Origin of the sequence: Corynebacterium sp. KPL2830 (genome assembly GCF_040225635.1) — a bacterium.
Lineage (GTDB): Bacteria > Actinomycetota > Actinomycetes > Mycobacteriales > Mycobacteriaceae > Corynebacterium.
Genome location: NZ_JBEHFR010000011.1, coordinates 1 through 26,581 on the forward strand (window position 1 = coordinate 1; position 26,581 = coordinate 26,581).

25 protein-coding genes are annotated in these 26,581 nt (G+C 60.7%); 6 read left to right on the forward strand and 19 right to left on the reverse strand.

Features of this window, described 5'->3' with window-relative positions:
• Positions 1-133 precede the first annotated feature (133 nt).
• From ABRP87_RS05185 to ABRP87_RS05210, 6 genes are all read right to left on the reverse strand, one after another.
• Positions 134-931, reverse strand: coding sequence for a DegV family protein (locus ABRP87_RS05185; protein WP_349867954.1), 798 nt, complete (start codon positions 929-931; stop codon positions 134-136).
• Positions 931-1,629, reverse strand: coding sequence for a histidine phosphatase family protein (locus tag ABRP87_RS05190; protein WP_349867955.1), 699 nt, complete (start codon positions 1,627-1,629; stop codon positions 931-933). The genes ABRP87_RS05185 and ABRP87_RS05190 overlap by 1 nt, the downstream gene beginning before the upstream one ends.
• 7 nt (positions 1,630-1,636) lie before the next feature.
• The gene (rsfS, locus tag ABRP87_RS05195) at positions 1,637-2,080 is read right to left on the reverse strand and encodes a ribosome silencing factor (RefSeq protein WP_502879284.1); all 444 of its coding nucleotides are present in this window, start codon (positions 2,078-2,080) and stop codon (positions 1,637-1,639) included.
• 117 nt (positions 2,081-2,197) lie between these two features.
• Complete coding sequence (gene nadD / locus ABRP87_RS05200; RefSeq protein WP_005284339.1) at positions 2,198-2,815, reverse strand: nicotinate-nucleotide adenylyltransferase; 618 nt, start codon at positions 2,813-2,815, stop codon at positions 2,198-2,200.
• Positions 2,816-2,833: 18 nt separating this feature from the next.
• Positions 2,834-3,760 (reverse strand): cutinase family protein, encoded by a 927-nt coding sequence (locus tag ABRP87_RS05205; protein ID WP_023023520.1) that lies wholly within the window; start codon positions 3,758-3,760, stop codon positions 2,834-2,836.
• Between the two features lie 4 nt (positions 3,761-3,764).
• Positions 3,765-5,033, reverse strand: coding sequence for a glutamate-5-semialdehyde dehydrogenase (locus tag ABRP87_RS05210; protein ID WP_239268691.1), 1,269 nt, complete (start codon positions 5,031-5,033; stop codon positions 3,765-3,767).
• 223 nt (positions 5,034-5,256) lie between these two features.
• On the opposite strand from ABRP87_RS05210, the gene ABRP87_RS05215 reads away from it, so the two are divergent.
• From ABRP87_RS05215 to ABRP87_RS05230, 4 genes are read left to right on the forward strand one after another with little or no spacing between them, the layout of a single operon-like run.
• Positions 5,257-6,336, forward strand: a complete 1,080-nt coding sequence (locus ABRP87_RS05215; RefSeq protein WP_349867957.1) for a metal ABC transporter substrate-binding protein — start codon at positions 5,257-5,259, stop codon at positions 6,334-6,336.
• Positions 6,333-7,031 (forward strand): metal ABC transporter ATP-binding protein, encoded by a 699-nt coding sequence (locus tag ABRP87_RS05220; protein ID WP_349867958.1) that lies wholly within the window; start codon positions 6,333-6,335, stop codon positions 7,029-7,031. The genes ABRP87_RS05215 and ABRP87_RS05220 overlap by 4 nt, the downstream gene beginning before the upstream one ends.
• Positions 7,028-7,852 carry a metal ABC transporter permease gene (locus ABRP87_RS05225; RefSeq protein ID WP_349867959.1) on the forward strand — a complete coding sequence of 275 codons (825 nt, stop codon included), beginning with the start codon at positions 7,028-7,030 and terminating at the stop codon, positions 7,850-7,852. The genes ABRP87_RS05220 and ABRP87_RS05225 overlap by 4 nt, the downstream gene beginning before the upstream one ends.
• Complete coding sequence (locus ABRP87_RS05230) at positions 7,840-8,637, forward strand: metal ABC transporter permease (protein ID WP_349867960.1); 798 nt, start codon at positions 7,840-7,842, stop codon at positions 8,635-8,637. The genes ABRP87_RS05225 and ABRP87_RS05230 overlap by 13 nt, the downstream gene beginning before the upstream one ends.
• Before the next feature lie 54 nt (positions 8,638-8,691).
• Here ABRP87_RS05230 and ABRP87_RS05235 read toward each other — a convergent pair whose 3' ends face one another.
• From ABRP87_RS05235 to ABRP87_RS05265, 7 genes are all read right to left on the reverse strand, one after another.
• Positions 8,692-9,366 carry a metal-dependent transcriptional regulator gene (locus tag ABRP87_RS05235; RefSeq protein WP_349867961.1) on the reverse strand — a complete coding sequence of 225 codons (675 nt, stop codon included), beginning with the start codon at positions 9,364-9,366 and terminating at the stop codon, positions 8,692-8,694.
• Between the two features lie 170 nt (positions 9,367-9,536).
• Positions 9,537-10,466, reverse strand: a complete 930-nt coding sequence (locus ABRP87_RS05240; RefSeq protein WP_349867962.1) for a D-isomer specific 2-hydroxyacid dehydrogenase family protein — start codon at positions 10,464-10,466, stop codon at positions 9,537-9,539.
• 23 nt (positions 10,467-10,489) lie between these two features.
• Positions 10,490-11,722, reverse strand: coding sequence for a glutamate 5-kinase (gene proB, locus ABRP87_RS05245; RefSeq protein ID WP_284770221.1), 1,233 nt, complete (start codon positions 11,720-11,722; stop codon positions 10,490-10,492).
• 140 nt (positions 11,723-11,862) lie between these two features.
• Entirely contained in the window at positions 11,863-13,395 is a 1,533-nt protein-coding gene (obgE, locus tag ABRP87_RS05250; RefSeq protein ID WP_349863224.1) for a GTPase ObgE, read from the reverse strand.
• A gap of 172 nt (positions 13,396-13,567) precedes the next feature.
• Positions 13,568-13,846: a 50S ribosomal protein L27 gene (rpmA, locus tag ABRP87_RS05255; protein ID WP_005277951.1), complete on the reverse strand. Its 279-nt coding sequence runs from the start codon at positions 13,844-13,846 to the stop codon at positions 13,568-13,570.
• 43 nt (positions 13,847-13,889) lie between these two features.
• A complete protein-coding gene (gene rplU / locus ABRP87_RS05260) occupies positions 13,890-14,195 on the reverse strand; it encodes a 50S ribosomal protein L21 (protein WP_023023542.1) in 306 nt (101 codons plus the stop codon).
• A 224-nt stretch (positions 14,196-14,419) separates the two neighbouring features.
• On the reverse strand, positions 14,420-18,289 hold the full coding sequence (locus ABRP87_RS05265; protein ID WP_349867963.1) for a translation initiation factor IF-2 N-terminal domain-containing protein: 3,870 nt from the start codon (positions 18,287-18,289) through the stop codon (positions 14,420-14,422).
• A 226-nt stretch (positions 18,290-18,515) separates the two neighbouring features.
• Here ABRP87_RS05265 and ABRP87_RS05270 point away from each other — a divergent pair, with 226 nt between their 5' ends.
• On the forward strand, positions 18,516-19,283 hold the full coding sequence (locus ABRP87_RS05270) for a hypothetical protein (RefSeq protein WP_349867964.1): 768 nt from the start codon (positions 18,516-18,518) through the stop codon (positions 19,281-19,283).
• Here the strand turns inward: ABRP87_RS05270 and arsB are convergent.
• Positions 19,280-20,344, reverse strand: a complete 1,065-nt coding sequence (gene arsB / locus ABRP87_RS05275; RefSeq protein ID WP_349867965.1) for an ACR3 family arsenite efflux transporter — start codon at positions 20,342-20,344, stop codon at positions 19,280-19,282. The two genes, ABRP87_RS05270 and arsB, sit on opposite strands and share 4 nt — an antisense overlap.
• Before the next feature lie 109 nt (positions 20,345-20,453).
• Here arsB and ABRP87_RS05280 point away from each other — a divergent pair, with 109 nt between their 5' ends.
• Positions 20,454-20,804 carry a metalloregulator ArsR/SmtB family transcription factor gene (locus ABRP87_RS05280; protein ID WP_349867966.1) on the forward strand — a complete coding sequence of 117 codons (351 nt, stop codon included), beginning with the start codon at positions 20,454-20,456 and terminating at the stop codon, positions 20,802-20,804.
• 147 nt (positions 20,805-20,951) lie between these two features.
• Here the strand turns inward: ABRP87_RS05280 and ndk are convergent, their stop codons facing one another.
• The 5 genes from ndk to ABRP87_RS05305 all read right to left on the reverse strand — a co-directional run bounded on the left by ndk (position 20,952) and on the right by ABRP87_RS05305 (position 26,551).
• Positions 20,952-21,362: a nucleoside-diphosphate kinase gene (ndk, locus tag ABRP87_RS05285; RefSeq protein WP_349867967.1), complete on the reverse strand. Its 411-nt coding sequence runs from the start codon at positions 21,360-21,362 to the stop codon at positions 20,952-20,954.
• A gap of 86 nt (positions 21,363-21,448) precedes the next feature.
• The gene (locus ABRP87_RS05290) at positions 21,449-21,760 is read right to left on the reverse strand and encodes a hypothetical protein (RefSeq protein WP_349867968.1); all 312 of its coding nucleotides are present in this window, start codon (positions 21,758-21,760) and stop codon (positions 21,449-21,451) included.
• 5 nt (positions 21,761-21,765) lie between these two features.
• Positions 21,766-22,251: a DUF4233 domain-containing protein gene (locus ABRP87_RS05295; RefSeq protein WP_349867969.1), complete on the reverse strand. Its 486-nt coding sequence runs from the start codon at positions 22,249-22,251 to the stop codon at positions 21,766-21,768.
• Positions 22,248-23,819: a bifunctional tetrahydrofolate synthase/dihydrofolate synthase gene (gene folC / locus ABRP87_RS05300; protein ID WP_502879281.1), complete on the reverse strand. Its 1,572-nt coding sequence runs from the start codon at positions 23,817-23,819 to the stop codon at positions 22,248-22,250. The genes ABRP87_RS05295 and folC overlap by 4 nt, the downstream gene beginning before the upstream one ends.
• Positions 23,819-26,551: a valine--tRNA ligase gene (locus tag ABRP87_RS05305; RefSeq protein ID WP_349867970.1), complete on the reverse strand. Its 2,733-nt coding sequence runs from the start codon at positions 26,549-26,551 to the stop codon at positions 23,819-23,821. Before ABRP87_RS05305 ends, folC begins: the two co-directional genes overlap by 1 nt.
• Positions 26,552-26,581: the final 30 nt, after the last annotated feature.

Genomic DNA, 26,581 nt, shown 5'->3' on the forward strand with positions numbered 1-26,581 from the left:
AACCCCTACCCCCACCAACACAAAATGTCGTTTAACTCGACACGCCGAAAAACAACACGTTTTGTCGTTTAACCCTGGTTATCCACAATCGGGGGCGCACAGGCCGTCCTGCTTCGCCCGTGCGTGCGAGGGTCTAGGAGCTAAATACGGCTGAGACCCCAATGGCGGAGGGGCCGGCGTGCACGGCGAGCACCTCGGTTAGGGGCGTGGTGATAAAGGACGTGCCTTCTGGCAGGGCATCGCGCAAGAGGCCCTGCAGCTTGTCTGCCGCTTCGCCGGCCTGGTTGTGCTGAATGGCGATGAAGGCGGGCTCTCCGGCGGCGCGGGCGGCGATGATCTCTACCACCTTGGTAAAGGCCTTGGTCTGCGTGCGGGTTTTTCCCACCAGCTCCAGCTTGCCGTCCACGATGGACATAATCGGCTTGGTGGCTAAAAGCGCGGTGGACAACATCGCGGTGGCCGCGGACATGCGGCCCGAGCGGCGCATATCCTCCGTGGAATGCAGGTACACCCAGGTAGCCGCGCGCTCAATGCTATCTAGCGCCGCCGCGTGGCATTCTTCCAGCGCCGCGCCCTGTGTCGCCTTAGTGGCAGCCGCCATCGCCGCCGCGCCCATGACCATGCCGGCCGAGCCGGAGTCGATAACGCGCACCGTATCAGGGAAAACCCCAGCCGCGGCCACCGCCGCCGACCAGGTGGACGAAAGCTCCTTGGACAAGTGGATGGCGATAACGCCATCATCCTGCGCCTTTTCCATCTCCTGGCCGTAGGCCGCGGCCAATTCGAGTGAAGACAGGCCCGAGGTGGTGCGCAATTTTCCGCCCTTATCCTCGCTATCCATCACGTGTAGATCAATGACGGTGATATCGAGTTCTGCAGCAATTTCTGGGGGCAGGCTGGCCGCGGAGTCAGTAATGACGCGAACGGTCACTAGGTATCTGCCCCTCCATCACCGGTGACCTCGCCGCCCATATTCCAGCCGTCAAAGTACCACTGCGCGCTCGCCACCGTCTCCGGCGTAAATTCCAGCGAGTTTACGGAGGTTTCCGGATTGAAATCCGGGCGGGCGGTCAGCTGTGACCAGTGAGTATTTTTCAGGCCGGACAAAATACTGTACTGACCGTGATCCAAGCCTAAAAGGTGGCACGTGAGCGCGGAGATTGCGCCACCGTGGGCGACGATGAGCACGGCTCCATCATCCCAACCGGAAAATTCCTGCATGAGCTCGTCGATGACCGGACGAGCCCGCCGCGCCACGTCCACGCGGGACTCGCCTTCTGGCGGGGCCCAGGTGGGGTCATGGCGCCAGATGGCGCGGGCGCCGGGAAATTCCGCATCCACTTCGGCAGAGCTTTTGCCCTGCCACTGCCCCAAATTGGTCTCGCGCAGGCGGGGATCCGTAGAAAAGTCCAAGCCGAGAGATTCTGCCACCACCCGCGCGGTTTCTCGCGCGCGCTGCAAATCGGAGGCGACGATTTTTACCACGCCCTGATCCCGGAGCAGGCGCGCGGCGGCGCGGGCCTGTTCGTAGCCGACATCGGAAAGCTCAGTGTCCAAGTGGCCCTGCATGCGGCCGGAGGCATTGTAGGTGGTTTGTCCGTGGCGGATCAGAATCAGGCGGCGGCTCATGGTGGGGTTAAAGCTCCTCGTCCTCGCCAGGGGCCTTTTGCGCCAATGGCAGCTCATCAATGGAATCCACGGTGCGCGGATTAACGCCATTGGTCCAATCGCCGGGGCGCTCGGGCGGCTCAATACCCTCGATCTCCACCAAGGGGCAATCGTGGTAGAGGCGGTCGAGGCCGTAGTACTCGCGCTGATCGGTGCGCTGCACGTGGATGACGATATTGCCATAATCCAGAAGCACCCAGCGGTTTTCACGGTTGCCCTCACGGCGCTGCGGCTCGAAGCCCTGGGCCGTCATCTGGTCCTCCACCTCATCCACGATGGAGCCGACCTGGCGCTCATTATCGGCAGAAGCCAGCACGAAAACCTCGGTGATGGCGAGGACATCGGAGACATCGATTGCCGCGATATTGCTTGCTAGCTTGTCCTGTGCGGCGTGCGCCGCGGTTGCCGCCATGCGGCGGGCGAGATCAGAAATAGACAATGTATAAAAATTCCCTTTTCGCGTCTGGTGAGGAAGTGTCTTTTAGCTGTCTATTCTTGCACGTTCGGCGCGATTGTGCCCAAACTTGAACTATAAAGGTTTATCCGGCTGCGCCGAGTAGAGATTATTTTTGGTGATGTATTGCACCACCCCATCTGGAACCAGGTACCACACCGGGCGGTTTTGGGCGGCGCGCTCGCGGCAATCCGTGGAAGAAATGGCCATGGCGGGGATATCGATAAGGTTGATATCCTCCCGCGAGCCGGCCGGCAGCATGTCCGTACTCAGCTCGTAGCCCGGGCGCGTGACGCCCACGAAGTGCGCCATGTCCAGCATCTCTTCCCAGTTATGCCAGCTCATGATGGATTGCAGGGAATCCGCACCGGTAATGAAGTAAAACTCGGCACCCGGAAAAAGCTCACGCAGATCGCGCAGGGTATCGATGGTATAGGTAGGGCCCTTGCGGTCGATGTCCACGCGGGAGACGGTAAAGCGGGGGTTGGAGGCCGTGGCAACCATCGTCATCAAATACCGATGCTCCGCGGCGGTGACCTCGCGGGAGGATTTCTGCCACGGCTGACCGGTGGGCACAAAGACTACGGTATCGAGGGCAAAGCGGTGCGCCGCCTCGCTGGCGGCGACCAGGTGGCCATTGTGGATTGGATCAAAGGTGCCGCCCATGATCCCAATGCGCTGGGAATTGGTCATGGCTGGAGAGTATAGCCGCTACCCTGCTGGGGAGTTAAGCCAGCCAGCCACGGTATCGGCCACGCGGGCATTGTCCTGTTCCACTGCCGCATCGCCTTCGCTATCGCGGAAATATGAGGCGTGGTGGGCGGCCTTGGTGGCCAGGGCGTCTTTGGCATTGCGCAGGTTGAGGTCGCAGACGAAGTCGCCGGCAAGGCAGTAATCGATCCGGCGATCGGCCTGCAGTGCGGCGCTGTGAGGAATGAGATATCGCGGAATCGGCCCGGCCATGCCGTCGGGACGCCGCAAGGGATTGCCCAGGTAGATCGCCCCGGCAAGCTTGTCCTGGGACGCGAGGTAGCGCTCCGCGCTGGTGGCGATAATGGCTCCTTGCGAATACCCAGCGGTGATATAGCGCGGGCTGCAACCCGTTTCCTCTTCGTACTTCTCCACCACGCGCGGCGCGTTGTTCATGCCACTGCGCAGGCTCTGCACAAAGCCGACGGTGACCTGATAGACCAGCTCGTGCAAGGGGTGTTCCAGCAGCACCCCGCCCAAGCGGCGCATCAGCTGCAGCGGGCCCAGGTTTTCGCCCTCTTGGGCCAACGGTGGAAGGTTCATAGAGGCCGGATATGCATCCGCATCCAACGCCAGCACGTAGGCATTATCCATGGTTCCGGGGTGGCGTTGTTCTACCAGGTGGAAGAGCGCTGCGAGGTTGGGACCTTCATAGCCATTGGATTCCGCGCCCTGGTCCGAATAGCGCTGCGGGCCGAAGTACTCCCCGTGTTCCTCATTTTGGTCCGAGCCGCGCGCGGCAAGGAATACATAGTCGGGGCAGGTCTCGGCCGGCGGATGAGTCTCCCCCGCTGCCGCGACAGGTGTGAGCACAGACATGCCAAGCGCCGCCGTGGCGGAGATAGCTACAAAGCCAGCGGCGGCGCGAGAGAGAGGAAAAAGACGCACGTTCTTATGGGCGTACGTGACCGGTGCCCTGCAGAACCCACTTGGAAGAGGTCAGCTCAGGCAGGGCCATTGGGCCACGGGCGTGCAGCTTCTGGGTGGAAATACCGATTTCTGCACCCATGCCGTAGACCTCACCATCGGTAAAGGCAGTGGAGGCGTTCAGCATGACGGCCGCAGCATCGACCTCGTTGCCGAACTTAACCAAGACGTCCGCATCCTGGGCCGCGATACCCTCGGTGTGGCCGGTGGTAAATTCCGCGATGTGCGCGATGGCAGCGTCAACGCCGTCAACCACCTTGGCACAGATGTCCATGGACAGCGACTCTTCGCGCCAGTCCTCCTCGGTAGCCTGGACGACGTCCGTGGCACCGAAGCCCTCGAGCTCGTCTACGTCACCGTGGACGGTGACGTCTGCGTCCTGGAGGGCGCGGACGATGCGCAGCTTGGTGGCATCATCAAGCGCGGCATCGATAAGCACGCACTCCGTAGAGTTGCAGACCGAGGTGCGGCGGGTCTTGCCGTTGATGACCATGTCGATGGCCTTGTCCATATCGGCCGAGGCATCGATGTAGAAGTGGCAGTTGCCGGTACCGGTCTCAATGGCCGGAACGGTAGCGCCGGTAACCACGGCCTCGATAAGCTTGGCACCGCCGCGGGGGATAACCAGATCCACCAGGCCACGCGCGGTAATCAGGTCCTGGACGGAATCGTGGGTCTCGCACGGCAGGAGCTGGACTACCTCGCGCGGCAGATCGAACTCTGCGAGGGTGTCCTGCAGGAGCTCTACTAGCTTGGTATTGGAGTTGCGCGCGGACTTAGAACCGCGCAGCAGCGGCACATTGCCGGACTTCAGCGCCAGGCCAAAGGCATCGACGGTGACATTAGGGCGTGCCTCGTACACCATGCCCATCACGCCGAGCGGGACGCGCACCTGCTTCATCTGGATGCCGTTATCCATGGTGCGGCCCTGCAGGATCTCGCCTACTGGATCTTGCAGGCCAGCGACCTGACGGAGGCCATCGGCAATGCCTTCGACGCGGGCAGCGTCCAAGGTCAGGCGGTCAATCAGGGAATCGGACATGCCGCGCTCGCGGCCTGCCTCAATATCCTGCTGGTTGGCAGCAAGGATGTCATCGGTGTGGGCAATAAGATTTTCGGCTGCGCGCTGCAAGATTTCATTCTTGCGCGGCGTGGACAGCTGCGCCACGACGGGCGCAACGTCCTTAGCAGCACGGGCTTTGGACAGAACTTCTTCGCGTTCAGTGTTGCTCATGTCATACCAGAGTAACGTACCTGCCCAAGTTTTTCAGCCACCCGCCTTTTACCTCACACTTTTCCTAAATTGGGCGGGCTGCGCAGTGAAAACTCCCCCTCTCCCCGTGCCCGAAAGTGCAGTAAAGATCACAAATTTAAATCCTATAGTTCAATACCTTGAAAAATCTACTTGGGTATGTTTATTCTTTGCTTGATAGGTTTCACTGCAAAAAGGAGCATTCATGAAAAAGAACGTGGCCAAGCTGGGCCTGATGCTGACCCTGAGCGGGGTTGCCCTCGCCGCCTGCAGCACGAACGACGGCGGCAATGGTTCCGACGCGGACTCCGGTTCGGGCGACGATCAGACCATCAAAGCGGTTGCCACCACCACGCAGATCTGCGATTACCTCACCCAGATTGCCCAGGGCGGCATGACGCTGCACAAGGTGGATTCCAGCGGCAAGGAGACCACCGAGGGCGATGGTGATACCACCCTCGATCTCACCTGCCTGTTGGCACCGAATGCCAGCGCGCACGAGCACGAGATGACCCCGCAGCAGATGAGTGCCATGGCAGATGCGGACTTCCTCTTTAAAAACGGCGTCGACCTCGAGCACTTCCTCGATAACGCCGTGGAGTCCTCCGGCTTCGATGGCGAGACCATCGTCACCGCAGGCGATGACGATTCCAACCACAAGGTAGACCTTCGCCCGTGGCCCTTCCCCGGCGAGGACGGTGAGGAACCAGAATTCACCCACGATCCGCACGTATGGACCTCCCCTAAGAACGCCAAGATCCAGGTAGAAAACATCGTCGATGCCTTGGCCGATAAGGAACCTTCCGTTAAGGAGGTCGGTGAAAAATACACCAAGCAGCTCGATGAGCTGGATAAGTGGGTAACCGAGTCTTTGGAGACCGTCCCTGAGCAGGACCGCATGCTCTTTACCTCGCACGATGCCTTCGGCTACTTCTCTAACGACTACGACGTGAAGTTCATCGGCTCCGCGCTCACGGACTTTAATAACCAGCAAGACGCCACCTCTTCACACATCGAGGACGCCGCCAAGGAGGTCCGCGATTCCGGCGCCAAGGCCATCTTCGCGGAAAACTCCAATAACTCTAAGTCCATCGAAGCCATCGCTCGCGCCGCTGGGGTCAAGGCTATTACGGATGAAGACGCGCTATACGGCGACTCTTTGGGCGTGCCGAATAGCGACGGCGCCACCTACATTGGCTCCATCATCCACAACGTCACCACCCTCGTAGATGCCTGGGACGGTGAAGCGGCCGATCTGCCAGAAAGCCTGGACGACGCACAATGAGTGCACCGCTTTTAGAGCTTTCCCACGCCTCCTGCGGCTATGGCACCACCACCATCGTGGAAGATGTCTCCTTGACCATCCACGAAGGTGAGGCCATCGCGCTGTTGGGGGCTAATGGCGCTGGTAAGTCCACGCTCCTTAAGGCCATCGCTGGCCTTGCCACGCTGCGCGGCGAGCACCAGCGAACGGCCACGCTGGGCTATGTTCCCCAACACCACACCTGCGATCCCACCTTCCCCGTCACCGCCGGCAGGGTCGTGGAAATGGGCCTGCTTACTAAGGCCTCGTGGTGGGAGCGCATGGGCAGCATGCGACGCCTGCGCCCGCAGATCACGCAAGCGTTAGAGCTTGTCGGCATGGCGGATAAGGCTAAAACGCGCTGGGACAAGCTTTCGGGCGGGCAGCGCCAACGCATATTTATCGCCCGCGCACTCGCCGCCCACCCGGATCTCGTGCTCATGGACGAGCCCTTCAATGGTCTGGACCAAGACAGCAGGCAGGTGCTTTTAGGGATCATCGGCAAGCTTAAGGAAAGCGGGGTTGCCCTGCTCATTTCCACCCACGATCCCATTTTGGCGCAGCGCGCCTGCGATGCCGGAATGCTCATCGTGGACGGTCACAGCGAGGTCCTCGATACCGAAGATGCAGTCGAGCGCTACCTGGAGGCCACGTCGGTATTGCAGGGGGAAATGTGACGCTTCTGCTTACCGCCCCCTATATGCAGCGCGCCGCCCTGTTTTTGCTGTGCGTAGCCCTGACCGGCGCGGTGGTCAGCGTGGTGGTCAACCTGCGTCGCATGGAATTTAGCGTCGAGGCGCTGGTCCACTCGGTATTCCCGGGCATCGTCATCGGCCTGGCCGTGGCGGGTTTTCCCGGCATCTTGCCCGGTGCCGCCGTCGCTGCGGGCGTCGCCGTGCTCATTTTGGCGCGCCTGAATTCCGGCAGCGATGGCCACGACCATGAATCCGGCACCGCCGTGGTACTGACCTTGATGTATGGCATCGGCGTGGTCATCAGCCTCGCCGTGGGGGATCGCTCCGGCCAGCTTGAGGCGCTTATGTTTGGCCGCCTGCTCGATCTCACTACCGACCGGATGGTGCCTTCCATCATCTTGTGCATGGTTGCCGCCCTGCTCATCGTGGCTACCTGGCGCTTACAAGTCGCCGTGGCCTTTGACCGGGAATCCGCGCGCGCCACCGGCATCCGCGTGGGGCTAATCGATGTCATCGCCAACGTTGCGGTGGGCCTTATCGTCGTCGCCGCGAGCTCCGCCATCGGCGTATTGCTCGTTTTGGGTTTCGTGGTGGTCCCGGGCCTGGTCGGGCGCGTCTTAGCCAGCACCCCGGTGCAGATGCTCCTGTGGGCGCTGCTGGGCGCGGTGCTAGCCGTATGCGTGGGCCTGTGGCTCATGCTTTCGGTGACCTCCCACCAGATTTCCCCGCAGGCCATCGTCGCGCTGTCGCTATCCCTGACCGTTCCGCTCGCACTTTTAGGCAGGCGCATATGGGTGTCTTAACATTGCCATTCTTCGAAGCCATTGCGGTGGGTTGCCTCTCTGGGCTGGTGGGCACACTCATGGTGCTGGGCAACCGCGTCTTTTTTGCTGAGAGCCTCTCCCACGGCACTTTTCCCGGCGCGGTCCTCGGCGTCGTCGTGGCCAATGCGCTGGGCGCCAACTTGAGTGATGGGCTCATGCTCGGCTCCGTGGCGGTCTGCATTCCGCTGGCGATTTTCATGCATTACCTGGGCAAGGTACATGGCGTCTCCTCCACCGCCGCGGCGGGCACCACGCTCACCCTGGGCTTTGCGCTGGGCATCTTGTTGCTGCGCTGGTTCCAGCCGCTACCGCTGCACGTCGATAGCTTCCTGGTGGGCTCGCTTACCACGGTCAACCGCCGCGATGTCGCCGTCGCAGCTGGCCTGGTCATTATCTGCCTGCTGGCGGTACTAGCCTGCCGGCGCCGCCTCTTCCAGGCGTATTTCGACCCCACCACGTCCCCGCATGGCGGGCTTTACGATGCCCTGACGCTCGGCCTTATCTGCTTGACGATGGCCGCCGTCATCCCCGCCGTCGGCACCATCTTGTCCATCGCCTTGCTCGTGGCCCCGGCCGCGGGACTGCGCCCGTGGGTATCGCGCCCGGAGGCGCTGCTTATCGGGGCGGGCATCATCGGCATCACCATCGCGGTTGCCGGACTGTTTATCGCCGCACACTTGAGCCTTTCGGCCGGCGGCACCATCGCGATTGTGGCGGGCGTGTTTTACCTCGCCAGCATGACGGCCTATAAGGCGATTTCCTAACGCGCGGCGCGGGATGGCGCAGCGCGACGCAGCAACATAGCGCTGCGTCGCAGGTTAATTGTTCGAAGCCAGGCGAACTGTGATCTCGCGGGCGGCCACCTCCGCCAGCGACATCTCGCCGCCTTCGGTCTGCACCGTCAATAAGCCGGCCACGCTATCGCTTACGCGCAACTCATTGCCCAGCTCCACCCCAAAGCGGTCGAGGTAGCGCAACAGGTCAGGATCCTCATCGCAAACGCGCTCCACGGTCACGGGCGCATCGAGCGGGGCGCTGGCGAGCGTGAGCGTGCCGAGATCCTCGATGCCACCGCCGACATCGGGAATGGGATCGCCGTGCGGGTCGCGGTCGGGGGATCCCAGCAGCGCATCGATGCGGCCAATAAAACGATCGGAGCAGGCGTGCTCGAGGCGGTCGGCGTCCTCGTGCACCTCGTCCCAGGAATAATCCAGGGTCTCTACCAAGAAGGTTTCTAATAGGCGGTGTCGGCGCACCATCTGCATCGCCAGCTCGCGTCCGGCCGGGCTCAATGAGACGCCCTGATAGCGCTCATGCTCCACCAGACCTTGGGCGGCGAGCTTTTTAATCGCCTCGGAGGCGGTGGGCACCTTTTGTTCCAGGCGGCCCGCCACATCCTTTAGCGCCACCGGGGCGCCGCCGGAATGCTCCGATAAGTCCCACAGAACCTTAAGGTAGTCCTGGCTACGGGTAGGGAGTTCTTCTAGGTGCATGCCCACCATCTTAATGATCGTGCTTGTGTCGTCCTGGGATAAGTGCTAAATTAATAGTAGTTCAATACGTTGAACTTTTATTTTACTTGCCACGGACAGTGGGCGGTACGTCCTTTCTTCGGTACACACACGACGCACTCAGCCTTCACTGTCCGTGGCTTTTGATTTTTCTAGTATCCCGCCTCCGGATCTACCTGGGTAGGCATGGGCTCGCCCTTCTCCCACGCGGCGGCGTTGGCGTTGAAAATATCGCCCATGTGGTACTGCGCCACGTGCTTTGTCGCCCCGATATGCGGGGTCATGGTGCAATTGGACAAGGAGAGCAGCGGGTGGTCATCGGGAAGCGGCTCTGGGTCCACGACCTCCAAGCCGGCGCCGGCAATCTCGCCCTCGCGCAGGGCATCCACCAAATCATCGGTAACCACGGTGCTGCCGCGCCCGACGTTGATAAACAGCGCGGACGGCTTCATGGCGCGGAACTTGGCGGCATCGATAAGCCCCTCCGTTTCCGCCGTTGCGGGGAGGATACAAAAAATAACATCAGCCTCGCCCCACACGTGCGCGGCATCAGCCATGGCCACCACCTCATCGGCGCCCTCCACCGGGCGGCCGGAGCGATTCACGGCGGTGATGTGGACCCCAAAGGGCTTGAGCAAGGCAATGAGCTGCTTGCCGATGCCCCCAGCGCCCAAAATCGCAACCTTCTTCGGCCCCTGCTGGTCATAGATCCACTCTTGCGCCTCATCCAGCTCCTTGGCCACCGACCACGTGCCGGCCTGCGCAAAGGCCTTGTGCTGGTGCGCCTGGGAAAGCAGCAGGCCTAGGGCGCATTCGGCCACAGGTTTGGCAAAGGCGTCGGCGGAATTGCACCACGGCAACCCCTCAGGGGTAATCAATCCGGCATCGATGAGTTGATTGACGCCGGTAAAACAATGCTGCACCCAGCCGATATTGTCCGGCATCTCTGGGATGCGGCGCGGGCTGGGTGTGGTATTGACATAGACCTCTGCGTCGTCGAGGTTTTCTACGCGCTCGTGGCCGGCAGCACTCAAGTCATCGACCGTCGGCTGCCAGGTTTCTGGTCCCATAAAATACTTCATGGGAACCAGCGTACGGTACGCGGCTAGATGCGCGAGGCGAAGTTAGACAGGTAATCCGCGTGCACGACCGAGCGGCGCTTATCTTCTGGAAGCTCGCTCATCTGCATGCCCTTGATGGCGTTCAATTCCTCGGAATCGAAGCGCACCTCGCCGCGGCCGATAACCTCGCCCTTCGGGCCCAAGATATCGATGATCTCGCCCTTGTTGAATTCACCGCGGACATCAGTAATACCCACGGCGAGCAAAGAGGTACCGCCCTTGGTCACGGCTTCCTTCGCACCCTCATCCAGGCGGACGGCTCCGCCGGTATCGGCGCAGTAGAGCGCCCAGAACTTCCAGGCCGAAAGCTGGCGTTCCTCGCGGGTGTGGAAGACGGTACCCACGGAGGCATCGGAAAGCGCGGGGCCAATATTATCGGTGGAGGTCAACAGCACTGGAATGCCGCCGCGGGTGGCCAGGCGGGCGGCGGAGACCTTCGTGGCCATGCCGCCGGTGCCGACCTTGCCGCCATCGCCGGCAACAACGCCCTTGAGGTCCTTACCGGTGCGCACCTCGTCGATGAACTTCGCATCCGGCTCGGCCGGGTTCTTGTCATAGAGGCCATCAACGTCAGAGAACAGGAAGAGCGCGTCTGCGCCCACCAAGTTGGCGACCAAGGCCGATAAGCGGTCGTTATCGCCAAAGTGCATCTCCGAGGTAGCAACGGCGTCGTTTTCGTTCACGATGGGAATGGTGCGCAGCTGGCGCAGACGGTCAATGGTGCGCTGCGCGTTGCGGGCGCGGTCGCGGTGCCCGGCATCAGACGCCGTAAGCAGCACCTGACCGATGGTGCGCTGGTAGCGCGCGAAGGACCGGCCCCACTCATAGGCGAGGTGAACCTGACCCACAGACGCCGAGGCCTGCTTCGTAGCCAGGTCGGTGGGGCGCTGGTGCAGGCCGAGCGGACCCATACCGGCGGCAACCGCACCGGAGGAAACGATGATGACATCGGAGCGTCCCATGCGTGCGTGGACAGCATCAACGATGTGGTCGATCTTTTCCTGCGCCACGCGGAAATTCTCATCCGTCAGCGACGAGGAACCAATCTTGACAACGACGCGCTTCGCCTCAGCGATAGAGTTGCGCAATTCGGATTCAAACCCGGAGGCTATCGGGTTTTCATCTAGGGCTTCGGGGAACGGAGTATCAGCGGTAGGGCCATCAAACGGCTCTACGGGGAGCGGAAGAATGGGCTCTTTCTGTTGATCAGCAGACATAACTCAATAGTGTACAAAGCTTATGCCGCCCGCCCCCTTCATTGGGGCACATTTCCCCCATGTGCGCAGTATAATGCGTCTGAACTGGGGGCAATCATCCGGTGGAATTGCCCCCACTTCCCTGCCTCAGGAGTTAACGACTAACCCTGCCACCGGTCACGGTTAGCGCCTTCGCGGGTGATCTCTTCCTCGTCCCCGTAGTCGAGTTCATCGACCAAGCCACGCCGGGCTTGGGAGGCACGCTTGCGCTCCGCCGCCGACACACGGTTGGTGCCCTTGAGGCGGGCATCCTCGCCGCGGCTAGCCATAGTGGGATCGCCGCCTGTCATCGGCTCCCACTCGAAGGTAATGCCGCCGATGGTCACGGGGCAGCCTTCCACCGCGCCCTGCTTGTGCAACTCGTCTTCCACTCCGGCCTTGGCCAGGCGGTCCGCCAAGTAGCCCACGGCCTCATCGTTTTCAAAGTCGGTCTGGCTAATCCAGCGCTCGATCTTTTCGCCTTCCACGATGAAACCGCCCTGCACTTCTGGATCCGGTCGCACGCTAAAGTCTGCGAAGCTGCCGGTGTTTTTCTTATGCGCCTGGGCCTTGGGGTGAATAACGGTATGGGAAGGATCCCGCTTCGGCTTAGGCTGTGCCTTGTGGTGCTCAGTGACCATTTCCATGAGCTTGAATTTCAGCGGGTCCAAGCCCTTACGCGCTGCCGCAGAAATGATGAACACCGGCCAGCCGAACTTTTCCTTGAGGTCATCCTTGACGAACTCCGCAAGCTCTTCTGCTTCCGGCACATCGGCCTTATTCAAAATGATGACGCGCGGGCGCTCGCGCAGGTCACCCAAACCGGTATCGCTTTCTAGCGCCTCCTGGTACTTAGCCAGCTCATTTTCCAGCGCTTCAATATCGGATTCCGGATCGCGGCCCGGCTCGATGGATGCGGTATCAACCACGTGGGCCAGCACGGCCGTGCGCTCGATGTGGCGCAAGAAGTCTAGACCCAAGCCTTTGCCATCGGCGGCGCCAGGGATAAGGCCGGGGACATCGGCAATGGTAAAGGAGCTATCGCCCATATCCACCACACCCAAGTTGGGCTGCAGGGTGGTAAACGGGTAGTCACCAATCTTCGGCTTGGCTGCAGAGAGCACAGAGATCAACGAGGACTTGCCTGCCGAAGGAAAGCCCACGAGCCCCACATCCGCCATGGACTTCAGCTCGAGCACCAAATCATGAGCTTGGCCCGGCTCGCCCTGCAGCGCAAAGCCCGGTGCCTTGCGGTTCTTAGACGCCAGCGCCGCGTTGCCCAGGCCACCGAAACCGCCCTCGGCCGCAACAAAACGCGTGCCCGGCACGGTGAGATCAGCCAGGGTCTCACCCTTTTCCGTACGCACAACCGTACCCGCGGGAACCTCCAGAATCAGGTCCTCACCGCGCGCGCCATTGCGCATATCGCCGGCGCCGTTGCCACCGCGCTCGGCCTTAATATGCGGGCGGTAGTGGAAGTCCATCAAGGTATGGATCTGCTCCGAGACTTCCAAGATGATGTCGCCACCGTGGCCACCATTGCCGCCATCTGGTCCACCCAATGGCTTGAATTTCTCGCGGTGGACAGACACACAGCCATGCCCACCGTCGCCAGCCTGCAAGTGCAAGACGACGCGGTCAATAAATCGTGCCATGATGTGCCACACCCTTCTTATTTAAATCTATTGTCTTAGCCAGTGTAATGCGTAGCCAAGCTCGGACTCCAACCCATGCCCTGCCAGCACAGCGGGAGGTAAAACGAGAAAATCCTCGAGCCGCCCTCACCCGTAGTGAAAGCTGCCCGAGGATTGACCGCTGCGGTCGTGCTTAAGCAGTAGCTTCTGCAGCAACCTCTTCAGCCGGGATGATGTTGACCATCCGGCGGCCGCGCTTGATGCCGAACTTCACGGAGCCAGCAGCAAGTGCGAACAAGGTGTCGTCGCCGCCGCGACCAACGTTCTCACCTGGGTGGAACTTGGTGCCGCGCTGACGCACGATGATCTCGCCGGCGTTAACCTGCTGACCACCGAAGCGCTTGACGCCGAGGCGCTTGGACTCGGAATCGCGACCGTTGCTGGAGCTGGAAGCACCCTTCTTGTGTGCCATGTCGTTTCCCTCCTTCGGGGATGATTTGCAGCCCGGTTAAGGCTTACTTGATACCGGTGATCTTCAAGGTGGTCTGAGGCTGGCGGTGACCCAAACGCCTCTTGTAACCAGTCTTGTTCTTGTACTTCAGGATATCAATCTTTGGACCTTTACCCTGTTCAACGATTTCCGCAGCGACGGAAACCTTCTCCAGGTCGGAAGCCTTGGACTTCACAGCGGCGCCATCGACGAGCAGAACCGGGGTGAGAGCCACGGCAGAGCCTGGCTCACCCTCGATCTTCTCGACCTTGACGAGGTCACCTTCAGCAACCTTGTACTGCTTGCCGCCGGTCTTGACGATCGCGTACATAGAGGGTTACCCCTTATCTAAACTCGCTCGGACACGGCATCCAGGCCGTCATCCGAATGGACACTTACATATTGCGTTCAGACCTCGCGCGAACATATCCGCAATCACCGGGCGGCAATTGTGGGCTGATCCAGCGCCGAGAGTTCTAAACAGCGACTGTCAAAGACTACCCCGCCGCGGGTACAAAATACAAACCACGCACTTCGCACCCGCGTGGCGATGCCCTAGGAAGTAGCCCGCCGTGTTACGCGGCGCCGCCGCCGACCCGCGTCCTTAGCACCAGTTTGCGGGGTCTCAGGCACGTTAGTGGGTGCCTTTTCCCCAGCACGTTGCTGCCGCGCGGCCGCTGCCGGCGCCCCAGTCTTTTTCACCGCGCGCTTCTTTCCGCGGCGAATAACCTTCGTTTCGGCCTGCGGAACACTAGCCTTCTGGGAACCCTTCTCCCCTTGAGCAGGTGTAGCCGTTGGGGAACCCGCATTGTGCGAGGTGGCCTTGTCCCTCGGGTTGGTACGCACTACCCGGCGCTTGCCGCGACGGCCTCCCTGTGCCGAGGAATTCTTCTTCCCGCCAGTGATATTCTCGTGGCGCTGTTCCGCCGTCCGCAACGTATCCTCGCGCTTATCACCTTGCTTTCCATCCTGCGCTTTTACCCGGTGCGAGGCCTGCACATTTGCCCGGCGGGAGTTCGGCTGGGTACGAACGCTGCGACGCCGACCGCGCCCGCGTGACGTGCTGCGGGGCTTTTGCTGCTCGGCGTCCTGCTGTGCCGCATCGTCATCGCGAGCTTCCTGCGAGGCACCCGTGGATTCCTCTTTTTGTGGCTGGGCGAAATCCTCTGGGCGCGGGCGATTATCGGAACGCGAATTCCCGCGCGTGCGCCGCTTCCGGCGCGGAGAAGCCTCAAACTCGGCTACTGCCTCCTCGTAGGTCTTCTCTGGGGCATCGGTAGCTACCGCCTTCTTGTCTTCAGCCTTCGCTACAGCGGCCTGCTGGCGCTGGTTCGGCCGCTCCTGCGCGCGACGGGACGCGGGCGAGGTCCGCGTTGCCCGGCGCGGCTTCTTGCCCCGCTGGGTGCGGTTTTTCTCCTTCGCCGGTGTTTCTTGGCCATCGGGCACATAGGAATTAAATTCCTGTACCTCATCGCTTTCGGCAGCGTTTTCCGCCGCGGCATAGGCGATGGCCTCGATTTCAGAGACCTCAGACTTCTTCTGCGCTCGGCGGCGCTTGTTCTGCTTGCCCTCGCCGCGGCCGCGCTCGTCACGGTATCCGCGCGCGTCTTCGCCGCGCTTCTGCGCTCCCTTCTGTGTGGACTCGGCGGGCTCATCATCTACGACGACGTTGGCCACCAGCTCCTCCAAGGACGGTGACTGCTCATCCTGGCTGCCATAGAGGGGAGCGTTTGTCTTCTGGTACTTCTGCGGCTGGTGAGCGGCCCTATGCCCCTTGTGGTGCTTCTGCCCCTTCTTCACTGCTCGTTCGTCTTCATCGTCGTGCTCGTGCATGGCCACGGCAGTAGGGTGCTGCTGGGGATCGTGGTCAGGCTTCTTGTGCGACTTAGAGGAACCGTGCGAATGGTGGCCGGAGTGGTTGTCTTCAGCTTCATCGACCGGGTACTCGTGGATGATGATGCCGCGGCCATGGCAGTGCTCACACTCGGTAGAAAAGGTCTCTACCAGGCCGGTGCCTAAACGCTTGCGCGTCATTTGCACCAAGCCCAGGGAAGTGACCTCGGATACTTGGTGGCGCGTGCGATCGCGGCCCAAGGCCTCCTTCAGGCGGCGCAAAACCAGGTCCTGGTTTTCCGGCAGGACCATGTCAATAAAGTCCACCACGATCATGCCGCCCAGATCGCGCAGGCGCATCTGGCGCACGATTTCTTCGGCCGCCTCCAGGTTATTGCGGGTCACGGTCTCTTCCAGGTTGCCGCCGGAGCCGGTGAACTTGCCGGTGTTGACGTCGATGACGGTCATGGCCTCAGTGCGGTCGATGACCAAGGTGCCGCCGGATGGCAGCCACACCTTGCGCGAGAGTGCCTTATGTAGCTGCTCATCAATGCGGTAGGCGGCAAAGGCGTCCTGGCCACCGTGGTCCTTCGGCTTATAGCGCACCACGCGGTCTGCAAGATCCGGGGCCATGGATTCCACGTAGGCATTGACCGTATTAAAGGACCGCTTCCCATCCACGATCAGGCGGTGGAAGTCTTCATTGAAGAGATCGCGGACAACCTTGATGAGCATATTCGGCTCTTCATACAGCGTGACCGGCTTAGCACCCTTGGAGGATTTTTCCTTCTTGGCCTGGGCGGAAATATCTTCCCACCGGTTATGCAGGCGCTGCACATCGGTTGCGATGGCCTCTTCGGGGACGTTTTCGGCAGCGGTGCGGATGATGGCGCCGCCATCGCCTGGCACCACGCGGCCCAGGATGTCCTTTAAGCGCTTGCGCTCCGGTGCCGGCAGCTTGCGCGAAATTCCGGCGCTGCGCCCACCTGGAACGTAGACGAGGTAGCGGCCGGCCAAGGAGATCCGGGTGGTCAGGCGCGCGCCCTTGTGGCCAATCGGGTCCTTTGCCACCTGCACCAAGATTTGGTCGCCGGATTTCAGGGTATTTTCTACCTTCCGGGAGCGCCCATGCAATTTGGTCTTGCGCCAATCAATCTCGCCGGCGTAGAGCACGCCATTGCGGCCCTGGCCGATGTCCACGAACGCCGCCTCCATGGACGGCAAGACGTTTTGCACGCGGCCCAAGTAGATATTGCCGATGAGGGAAGCCTGGGCCTCAGTGGTAACGAAGTGCTCGACCAAGAGGTCATCTTCAAGCACGCCCACCTGCGTGACGATGCCCGCGCCGTCCTCGCGCTGCTTATCGCGGACCACCATGGTGCGCTCCACGGCCTCGCGCCGCGCCAAAAATTCCGCCTGGGACACGATATGCTGGCGCTCGCGACCCTTTTCGCGCAATTCTGCGCGACGGCGCTTCTGCGCCTCGATGCGGGTGGAGCCACGGATGGCCTTGGGCTCATCGATAAGCTCCGGCTCCTTATCCGCCGCATCATTCTTGGAATTCTCGTTCCCGCCGCGCCCACGGGAGGTACCGCGGCGGCCGCGGCGTCGCTTGTCGGAGCCCCCGCGCGCTGCCTTATTGCCGGCCTCAGCCTCGTCGGCCTCGGAGTCTTCGGCAGGGTCCGCCGCATCTGCGGCTTCAGCGATCGCCGCCATGTCCGCGGCCGCGTCCTCACCGAGATCGGCGGTTTCCTGCTGCTGCGGTGGCATAAATAGCGGTGCGAAGTCATACGCGGCGGAATCGTCGTCCGTCTCCGCGCGCGGGACTATGCGCGGCGCATAGTAATCATCGTCGAAGTCCTCGCCGGCCTCTGCTAGAGCCTCATGCAGCTTGGCTGGATCCACGGTCCCCGTCGCGTCACCCTCACCGGCATCCGCAGCGCCAGCATCGGCATCTTCAGCGTCTGTAACGTCTTCAGCGCGCGCGGGTGCTTTCGCCGGCTCAGGATCCGGCAGACGGTCCGGTGCCTGCTTTATATCCGGCAATGCGCTTTTTACCAGCGAAGCATCGACTTTTTCCTCAATCTGGGAGATTTCATTGTCCACGTTCTTGCGCACGCGGTAGCGCAGGTTCTTTTCCTCTTCCGCATCGGCTGCGGTGTTGTCAGCCGGGGCAGCGTCTGCTTCCGCGACATCGGCCTGTGCCGGTTCCTTCTTTGCCGCGGGCGCGGACTTCTTCGTGGCCTTACGGGTGCGCTGAGCGCGCTTGGTGGTCTTGGCCTTATTCGCGGGCTTTGCGTCCTCTGGGTTCTCGTCTGTGGCTTCCTGCTGCCCCGCCTCTGCAGCCCCTGCGTGGAGCGCCAAAGCGGCAAAGAGGTCGCCTGCTTCCGCGCGGGTAATGGAGCTCTGCGCGGTCTTATTCAGGCCCATGTCCTTCAGCTGGGCTACCAGCTGGCGTGATGATAGGCCGAGCTTTTTGGCCATCGCATACACGCGAGTTTTATCTTTCAGCTCGCTCGGGTCTATCCGCTGGGCCAAAGCCGCAGCTGCCTGTAGGTTTTCAGTTGTTTCTTGAGAGTTCTGTGCCACCATTAGTTGGGCTTACTCCTGTACTTCGATTGTATGGTGCGCCAGCTACTCGGGCGCAGGCACAGCCTCTAGAGGAACTGTGCCGCTGCCGCACGAATAGCCACGATTAACGCACTGCGTTAAAGCTTGTGAGGTTATGAAATTATGCGCGCGTGCTGCGCGTGAGTTCCATTGTGTCACAGAATCCTGGCGGGGCGAGCAGGCTGTGGGCGATGCTACGTTTGAAATTATGGCAGAACTGGCACCACGTCCCGCCCGGACATTATCGCAGTACCGGCAGCGCAATGAGATTACGCCGAAAGACGCGTGCTTATTCGGCGTCCCGGCCGGCTTTGCCCTCGGTTTTGCCCAAACGGAGACCGGCTACATGCTGATAGGCGCCGCCGTTTTTGCGGTCTTTGCGGTCATCGGATTAGTGCCCCTCATCCGCCACTATCCCCGCTCAATTGGGGCTAGCCAGGATGTCTACCTCGAAGGCGATTACCCCACCATTGCTTATTGGGCGCCAGTAATTCCACTTGCTCTACCGCTGGCCATGGCCCCGCTATCCGCGGCTGGCTGGTTGCCGGACTTTTCCCTGGCCCCACCCGTGGAAGGTATCTTAACCGGCGCGGTGTCGGCGTTCGCATTTCCGCTGGGCTCGTGGGCCATGTTTTCCCAGTCCTTTCGCATTGGCCGCCGCCGCATGCAGCGCATCGTGGCTGAAGATCCACTAGAAGGGGTCACAGATAGTGCCATGCAGCTTGCCGATGCCCACCTCGACATCCTCACCGCCCTCGTCGCCGCCGGGGCCGTCCAGGGCAATACAACCACCACCAAGGCCTTGTCCCGACTGATGCAGGTGGAGCTAGATACCCTGTCCGATGCGCTCCAGGAACTAAAAAAGCATGGGCTCGTGAAGGTAGAAGATATTGGACTGCGCTCGAAAGTAGAAAGCTGGCGCATCACCCTCTCCCCTACTGGCGTGCGGTGCTTATATCAACTTGGCAGGCGCTAATTCGGCAGAGTCCGGTCTCCAGGAAATAACTTGGGACCAATCCAGAGCATTACGTATACCAGGCCAACCAAAACCGGAATTTCGACAAGGGGTCCGATAGTACCGGCCAATGCTTGAGCAGAGGTAGCTCCAAAGGTACCGATGGACACCGCGATGGCTAACTCAAAATTGTTTCCCGCTGCGGTAAAGGCCACCGAGGCAGATTGTGCATAGTTCATTCCGACAGCCTTAGCTACGCCCAAAGCCAAACAGAACATCCCGACAAAGTACAGCATCAGAGGCACCGCTACCCTAACTACCGCTATGGGCTGCTCCACGAGCTGTTCTCCCTGCAGGGAGAACAGTAAGACAATTGTGTACAGCAAACCGATCATTGCCAAAGGAGACACGGCGGGAAGGTAACGGTTTTCAAACCACTCACGCCCTTTAGTTTTCTCTGCCCATAATCGGGAGATGACCCCGAGCAAAAGCGGAATACCTAGGAACACGAGCACCGAAGTAACAATGGACCAGAAAGAAAATTCGACAGATGTGGTATCAAGGCCCAGCCACCCCGGCAGTATCTGCAAATAAAACCAACCCAGGACTCCGAACATCGCAACCTGGAAAACGGAGTTGATTGCTACTAGTACTGCCGTGGCTTCCCGGTCACCGCAGGATAGGTCTGACCATACCAAGACCATAGCGATGCAGCGGGCAAGGCCGACAATAATAAGACCCGTGCGCAATTCTGGTTGATCCGCCAAAAATATCCAGGCCAGTACGAACATGAATGCTGGCCCTACGAGCCAATTCAAAACGATCGACACGGTCATCAGCCGTCTATCAGTGGCAATCTCCCGAGTCTTTTCATAGCGCACTTTAGCAAGCGGTGGATACATCATCACCAGCAGCCCTAAAGCGATTGGGAGGGAAATACCTCCAATTTCCAGAGCTGAGAGCGCATTCCCTATTCCTGGAAGAAAATGACCTATAAGCAGGCCAAGAACCATAGCTATGATGATCCACACGGGAAGAAAGCGATCGAGAAAAGCCAAACGCGGCTGCTGTGAGGTAGCCATACCAGTCTCCTTTATTGACCCAATTCGCACGGTACCGTGCAGCACTGTAACCATTTATATCGATACCTGTCAATATGAATGGGTGGGAAAACGCCCATATACTGAATACATGGTTTCTTCGCACGGCATGACCAAAAATCCCTACATCAACGAATGCTGTTCGCTTAGCAACGGCCCCCTAGATCAAGACAATGCCGTGCACTTTGCCCAGCAGTTCAAGGTACTTGCAGATCCCGCGCGCCTTCGCCTTTTGTCCATTTTGTGCGATGAAGGCTGCGGCCCGATGAGCGTCTCAGAACTGACCGCATTATCCGGTCTGAGTCAGCCGACGGTGTCTCACCATCTTGCAAAATTGCGGGATGCTGACCTCTTAGCCAAACGACAGACTGGCCGCACCGTCACCCATGAAGTGCAAAAACAAGCTTTCACTGCACTGCGCGAACTACTCTCTTTCGACTAAACAGCCACTAACAATGAAATCTTGGCCTTATATGTTTGCAACACTGTGAGTCAATCAAAGTATTTCGCCCCGCAATAAACCCCCTCTTAAAGGAAAAGGCCCGAGCTTAACGCTCGGGTCTCCTTGAAATCTAGGTAGATTCAGTGCTTAGAGGTTGGGGAACCAAATTCCGATCTCGCGCTCTGCGGACTCTGGGGAGTCGGAGCCGTGCACGATGTTCTCGCCCACGCTGAGTGCGAAGTCACCGCGGATGGAACCCGGTGCGGCCTTGGAGACTGGGTCGGTGCCGCCGGCCAGCTGGCGCCATGCCTCGATGGCGCGCTCGCCTTCAACAATGCCGGCAATCAGCGGTGCGGAGGTGATGAAGTCCACCAGCTCGCCGAAGAATGGCTTGTCCTTGTGCTCTTCGTAGTGCTTTTCTGCGGTCTCGCGGTCAGCCACGCGCAGGTCCAGCTCGGCCAGCTTGAGGCCCTTGCGCTCGATGCGGGCGATGATCTCGCCCACGTGGCCGTTCTTTACGCCGTCCGGCTTAATGAGGATCAATGTACGTTCAGTCATGCCCCATACTGTACCGAATACCCACAACCCGTCCACGACCGAGGGCTACAAGCGGGGGCAGCGCAGTGGGCAGCATTAAGTAAGTACTAAGTAAGCTGCTGGACTATCTCCGTCGCGCGCTCGTGGGAGGTACCCCGAAACCACAGGCGCACTTGGTTAACCGCCGTGCCAAACTGGCCGTTGCCTAGCAAACGCTTAATCTCTGCACGCTGCTCTTTATCCAAATCATCAATGGTGGCTTCTTCTGCCCGCTGAAAATTAGCGCGCAGGGCCAGGGCCAAAAATACGGCGGCAATGATGAGCGCTACTAGCGGCAGCCACGGCGCGCCCGTGGCCGCGCGGGCAACGACCGCGGCAATGCAGGCAAGGGCTGCGAGGACGAGATAGATGGTGCGCATGGCCCCTACTTCTGGTTGAGGTGCTGGGTAGTTAAGTAACCGCGCTTCATGCGGGCGATTAAGTTACTGCGCAAATAGGCCGCAAGGAGCCACTCCATGCCAAAGATGATGAAGATCGCGGCGATGGACCAGTGCGCCATAAAACCCAAGATAAGGCCCAATAGCTGCGCCCAGACGATGACGGTCAGCGCCCACTTCTTATTCATAAACGCGATCATGCCCACGTGGAAAATCAGGGCGCCAATCACCAGGCCGTAGTTAAACGGCGTCCACAGCGTGCCGTCATACAGCTTGTATAACAGCGGCAGGGCCAAGACGAGGGTGATCGACTCCATGATGAGCGAGCTGGCGATGACCATGCCGTTAAAGCTCTTGAGCGGATCCTTGACGGGGTCCTGTCCCAAGCCCAATGGGCCGATTTCATTCTCCGCGATGTCGTCGCTACGCCGCGGCGGACGATCCGGGCGGGACCTAGGATTGGGGCTGGTCATGCGGGCTCCTTTCCAAACATCGCGCGGGCTTCGCCGGCGGTAACCACCGAACCGGTAATCACGATACCGGAGCCGGATTGCACCTCGGATTCCTCGGCTAGCTCCACGGCTTGCGCGTAGGCGCCGGGCAGATCATCGGCCACATAGACGCGTTCTTCGCCATAAATATCGCGGGCCGTTTCCGCTAGCTCATAGGCATCGATCGCGCGCGGCGAGGAGTTTTGGGTGATGACCACCTCGCTCAAGTACGGCTCCAGCGCGGCAAGGATGCCCTGGGCGTCTTTATCGCCAAAGATGGAGACCACGCCGATAAGCCGGGCGAAATCGAAGTCGCGGTCGAGCGCTGCGCCGAGCGCCTTGGCGCCGTGGGGATTGTGGGCGGCATCGATAAACGTCGTAGGCGAAGTACGCACGCGCTCGAGGCGGCCGGGCGAAATCGTCTTGGCAAAACCAGTGCGCACCGAGGCAATATCCAGAGGATGTCCGGAGGAAGCACCGAAGAAGGCCTCCACCGCTGCAAGGGCAACGGCCGCGTTCTTAGCCTGGTGCTCGCCGTGCAGCGGCAAGAAAATATCCTCGTACATGCCACCGAGGCCCTGGATATTGACCTGCTGGCCACCGACCGCGATGCGGGATTCTAGGGCCGCGAACTCTGCGCCGGAGCGGGCCACGCCCGCATCCATATCCACCGAGCGCTGCAGGATGACCTGCATGGCCTCAGGGTCTTGCTCAGCAATGATGGCGATGTTTTCATTCGGGGTCAGCGGGTCTTCGGCATCGGCGCGGCGCTTGATGATGCCCGCCTTCTCCCCCGCGATCTCCCGAATATCGCTGCCCAGGTAATCCGTGTGGTCAAGGCCCACCGGGGTGATTACGGAGACGTCCGCATTGATCACGTTCGTGGCATCCCACAGCCCGCCGAGGCCGACCTCGACGACGGCGACATCAACGGGGGCATCGGCAAACGCTGCATAGGACAGGCCCACCAAGACCTCGAACTTGGACATGGGGACCTCGGAGCGCGCATCCACCATCTCCACGTACGGCTTGATTTCGTGCCACAGGCGCACGTAGTCGCGCGGGTGGATGGGCCGGCCATCGATGCCGATGCGCTCGGTAACCCGCTGCAGGTGCGGGCTGGTGACCAGGCCCACGCGGCGGTGGAAGGAACGCAGCAGCGAATCGACCATACGCGCGGTAGAAGACTTGCCGTTGGTGCCCGCGATGTGGATGACATCAAAGGACTGCTCGGGATGTCCCAGCAAATCCATGAGCATCTCGATGCGCTCCAGGGTGGGCTCAATCTTGGTCTCCGGCCAGCGCTGGTTGAGCTCGTCTTCCACCTCACCGAGCGCCTGCAGCTCCTCCGGGGATACCTCTTGAGGCGCGGCGTCGTTATATTCTTCGTTTTCGCCCATGCCCAGGTTGAGGGTCAGGCCCGATTCCGTGATCTCCACCGGGGTGCCATCGGTGCCTTCCTTGAGGGCATCGACGATCTCAAAATCGTCCTCTCCCCCGGTGGCCTCGCCATTGCCGTTGGCGTCGTGATTGAAGCGCTGATCTGTCACTACTTAAGGCCCTCCAAACGGCTGGTAATGCGCTCGACTTCCTCGCGCGCGATGTCTTGGCGCGCCCGAATCTTAGTGACCACCTCTTCCGGCGCCTTGGCCAGGAAGTTTTCATTGCCCAGCTTCTTGCCGGTCTGTTCCAGTTCCTTATTGGCCTTGGCCAGATCCTTTTCCAGGCGCTTGCGCTCTGCTTCGACGTCGACCGCGCCGTGGGTATCCAGCGTTACCTCCACGGTGGCCTGGGACAGGCGCACCTCAATGGAGGCCGAGGGGTTAAAGTCCTCGCCCGGCGCGGTGGTATTGGCCAGGTTGCGGACCAATTCCTCCTGGCCCTGCAGGTCAGCCGCGGCGAAGTCGAGGCGGCCGGGCACCTTTTGCGAAGGCTTAACGCCCTGATCGGAGCGGAAGCGGCGCAGCTCGGTAATGAGCTTATCGGCATCGTCGATGCGGCGGGCGGCCACCGCATCCTTCGTGGCGCCACCGTTGGTATCGGCCACCGTGGGCCATGGGGCGATGACGATGGATTCCCCGCCGGTCAACGCCTTCCACAGCACCTCGGTCACATACGGCATGGTGGGGTGCAATAGGCGCAGCACGACGTCGATGACGCGGCCCAGGACGATCTGGGTATTGCGGCCTTCTACCGTTTCGCCATCGCGTGGGATCTGCGTCTTGGCAATCTCCAGGTACCAGTCACAGAGCTCATCCCAGGTGAAGTGGTAAAGCAGCTCGTTGGCCTTGGCAAATTGATAATCGTCCAAGTAGGCATCGACCTGGGTGCGCACCTCTTCGGCGCGGTCGAGGATCCAGCGGTCGGCATCGGAAAGCTCCGTGCGTTTTGGCAGTGGTGCCACGCCGGCGCCGTTCATCAGCGCAAACTTGGTGGCATTAAAGAGCTTGGTGGCAAAGTTGCGCGATGCCGCGGCGGCATCAGAGCCCAGCGGCAAATCCACGCCCGGGTTGGCGCCGCGGGCAAGGGTAAAGCGCAGCGCATCGGCGCCGTAATCGCGCACCCAGTCCATGGGGTCAATGCCATTGCCCAGGGACTTGGACATCTTGCGGCCCTGCTCATCGCGCACGAGGCCGTGCAGGTAGAGGTCCTTGAAAGGAATCTGCGGGCGGCCATCGGTGCCCTTACCCAAAAGCTCTGGGGTTTTGGTGCCGGCGAAGGTGCCGAACATCATCATGCGTGCGACCCAGAAGAACAAGATGTCATAGGCCGTTACCAGCACGTTAGTGGGATAGAACTTCTCCAGGTCCGGGGTTTTATCGGGCCAGCCCAAGGTGGAGAATGGCCACAGCGCCGAAGAGAACCAGGTATCGAGGACATCCGGATCCTGCTCGTAGCCTGCCGGCGGCTCCTCATCGGGGCCGACGCACACGATGTCACGCTCGATCTCACCGGACTCGTTCGTGCGCTCCGGGCCGTACCAAATGGGGATGCGGTGGCCCCACCACAGCTGGCGGGAGATGCACCAATCGTGCATGTCATCGACCCATTCGAAGTAGCGCGGCTCCAGCGACTGCGGGTGCAAGACGGTATCGCCCTCACGCACGGCATCGCCAGAGGCCTTCGCCATCTGCGCTACATCGACGAACCACTGCAGCGATAGCCGCGGCTCGATGGGCTCGCCGGAACGCTCCGAGTGGCCCACGGAGTGGACATAGGGGCGGATTTCTTTGACGATGCGCCCCTGCTCCCGCAGCGCCTCTCGAATTTCCACGCGCGCCTCTTCGCGCGTCAGGCCATCAAAACGGGTGCCGGTATGCGCGATGTGGCCGGTGGTATCCATCACCGTCGGCATATCCAAGTTATGGCGGGTGCCCATGGCGTAGTCATTGGGATCGTGGGCTGGGGTGATCTTTACCGCACCGGTACCAAATTCCATGTCCACGTAATCATCGGCGATGATCTTCAGCTTCAAGTCATCGCGGAAGGGGTGATCCAATTCCTGGCCCACGAGGTGGGCGTAGCGCTCATCGTCGGGGTGGACGGCAATGGCGACATCGCCAAGCATGGTTTCCACACGCGTGGTGGCAACAATGAGGTGCGGCTCATCGTCATTGAGCGAGCCATAACGGATGGAGACCAGCTCGCCCTCGACGTCCTTGTAGACGACCTCGATATCAGAAACGGCGGTCTCTAGCACCGGTGACCAGTTGACCAGGCGGTTGGCCCGGTAAATCATGCCCTCATCGTAGAGGTTCTTAAAGATGGTCTGTACCGCACGCGACAGGCCCTCATCCAGGGTAAAGCGCTCGCGGGTCCAGTCCACGGAGTCACCGATGGCGCGCATCTGGTTCTGGATGGTGCCACCGAATTCTTCCTTCCATTCCCAGACCTTGTTGATGAATTCCTCGCGCTCATAGTCCCAGCGCTTCTTTCCCTCCTGCTCACGCAGACGGGCCTCCACCTTGGTCTGGGTGGCGATGCCTGCGTGGTCAGCGCCCGGCAGCCACAGGGTGGCATAGCCCTGCATGCGCTTGCGGCGAATGATGGAGTCGATCAGAGTGTGGTCCAAGGCGTGGCCCATGTGCAGCTGGCCGGTGACGTTCGGCGGCGGCAGCACGATGGAATAGGGCTCCGCCTCCGAGGATGCATCCGGGGTGAAGTAACCGGCGCTTACCCAGCCTTCGTAGAGGTCTTTTTCTACTGCCTGCGGCTCCCAGGACTTGGGAAGCTGGTCCGCGCGGTTGGTGCCAACGAGTTGCTCTTTATTCTGATCAGTCACCTGGCCAACTCTACCCTGTGCGTCAACTGG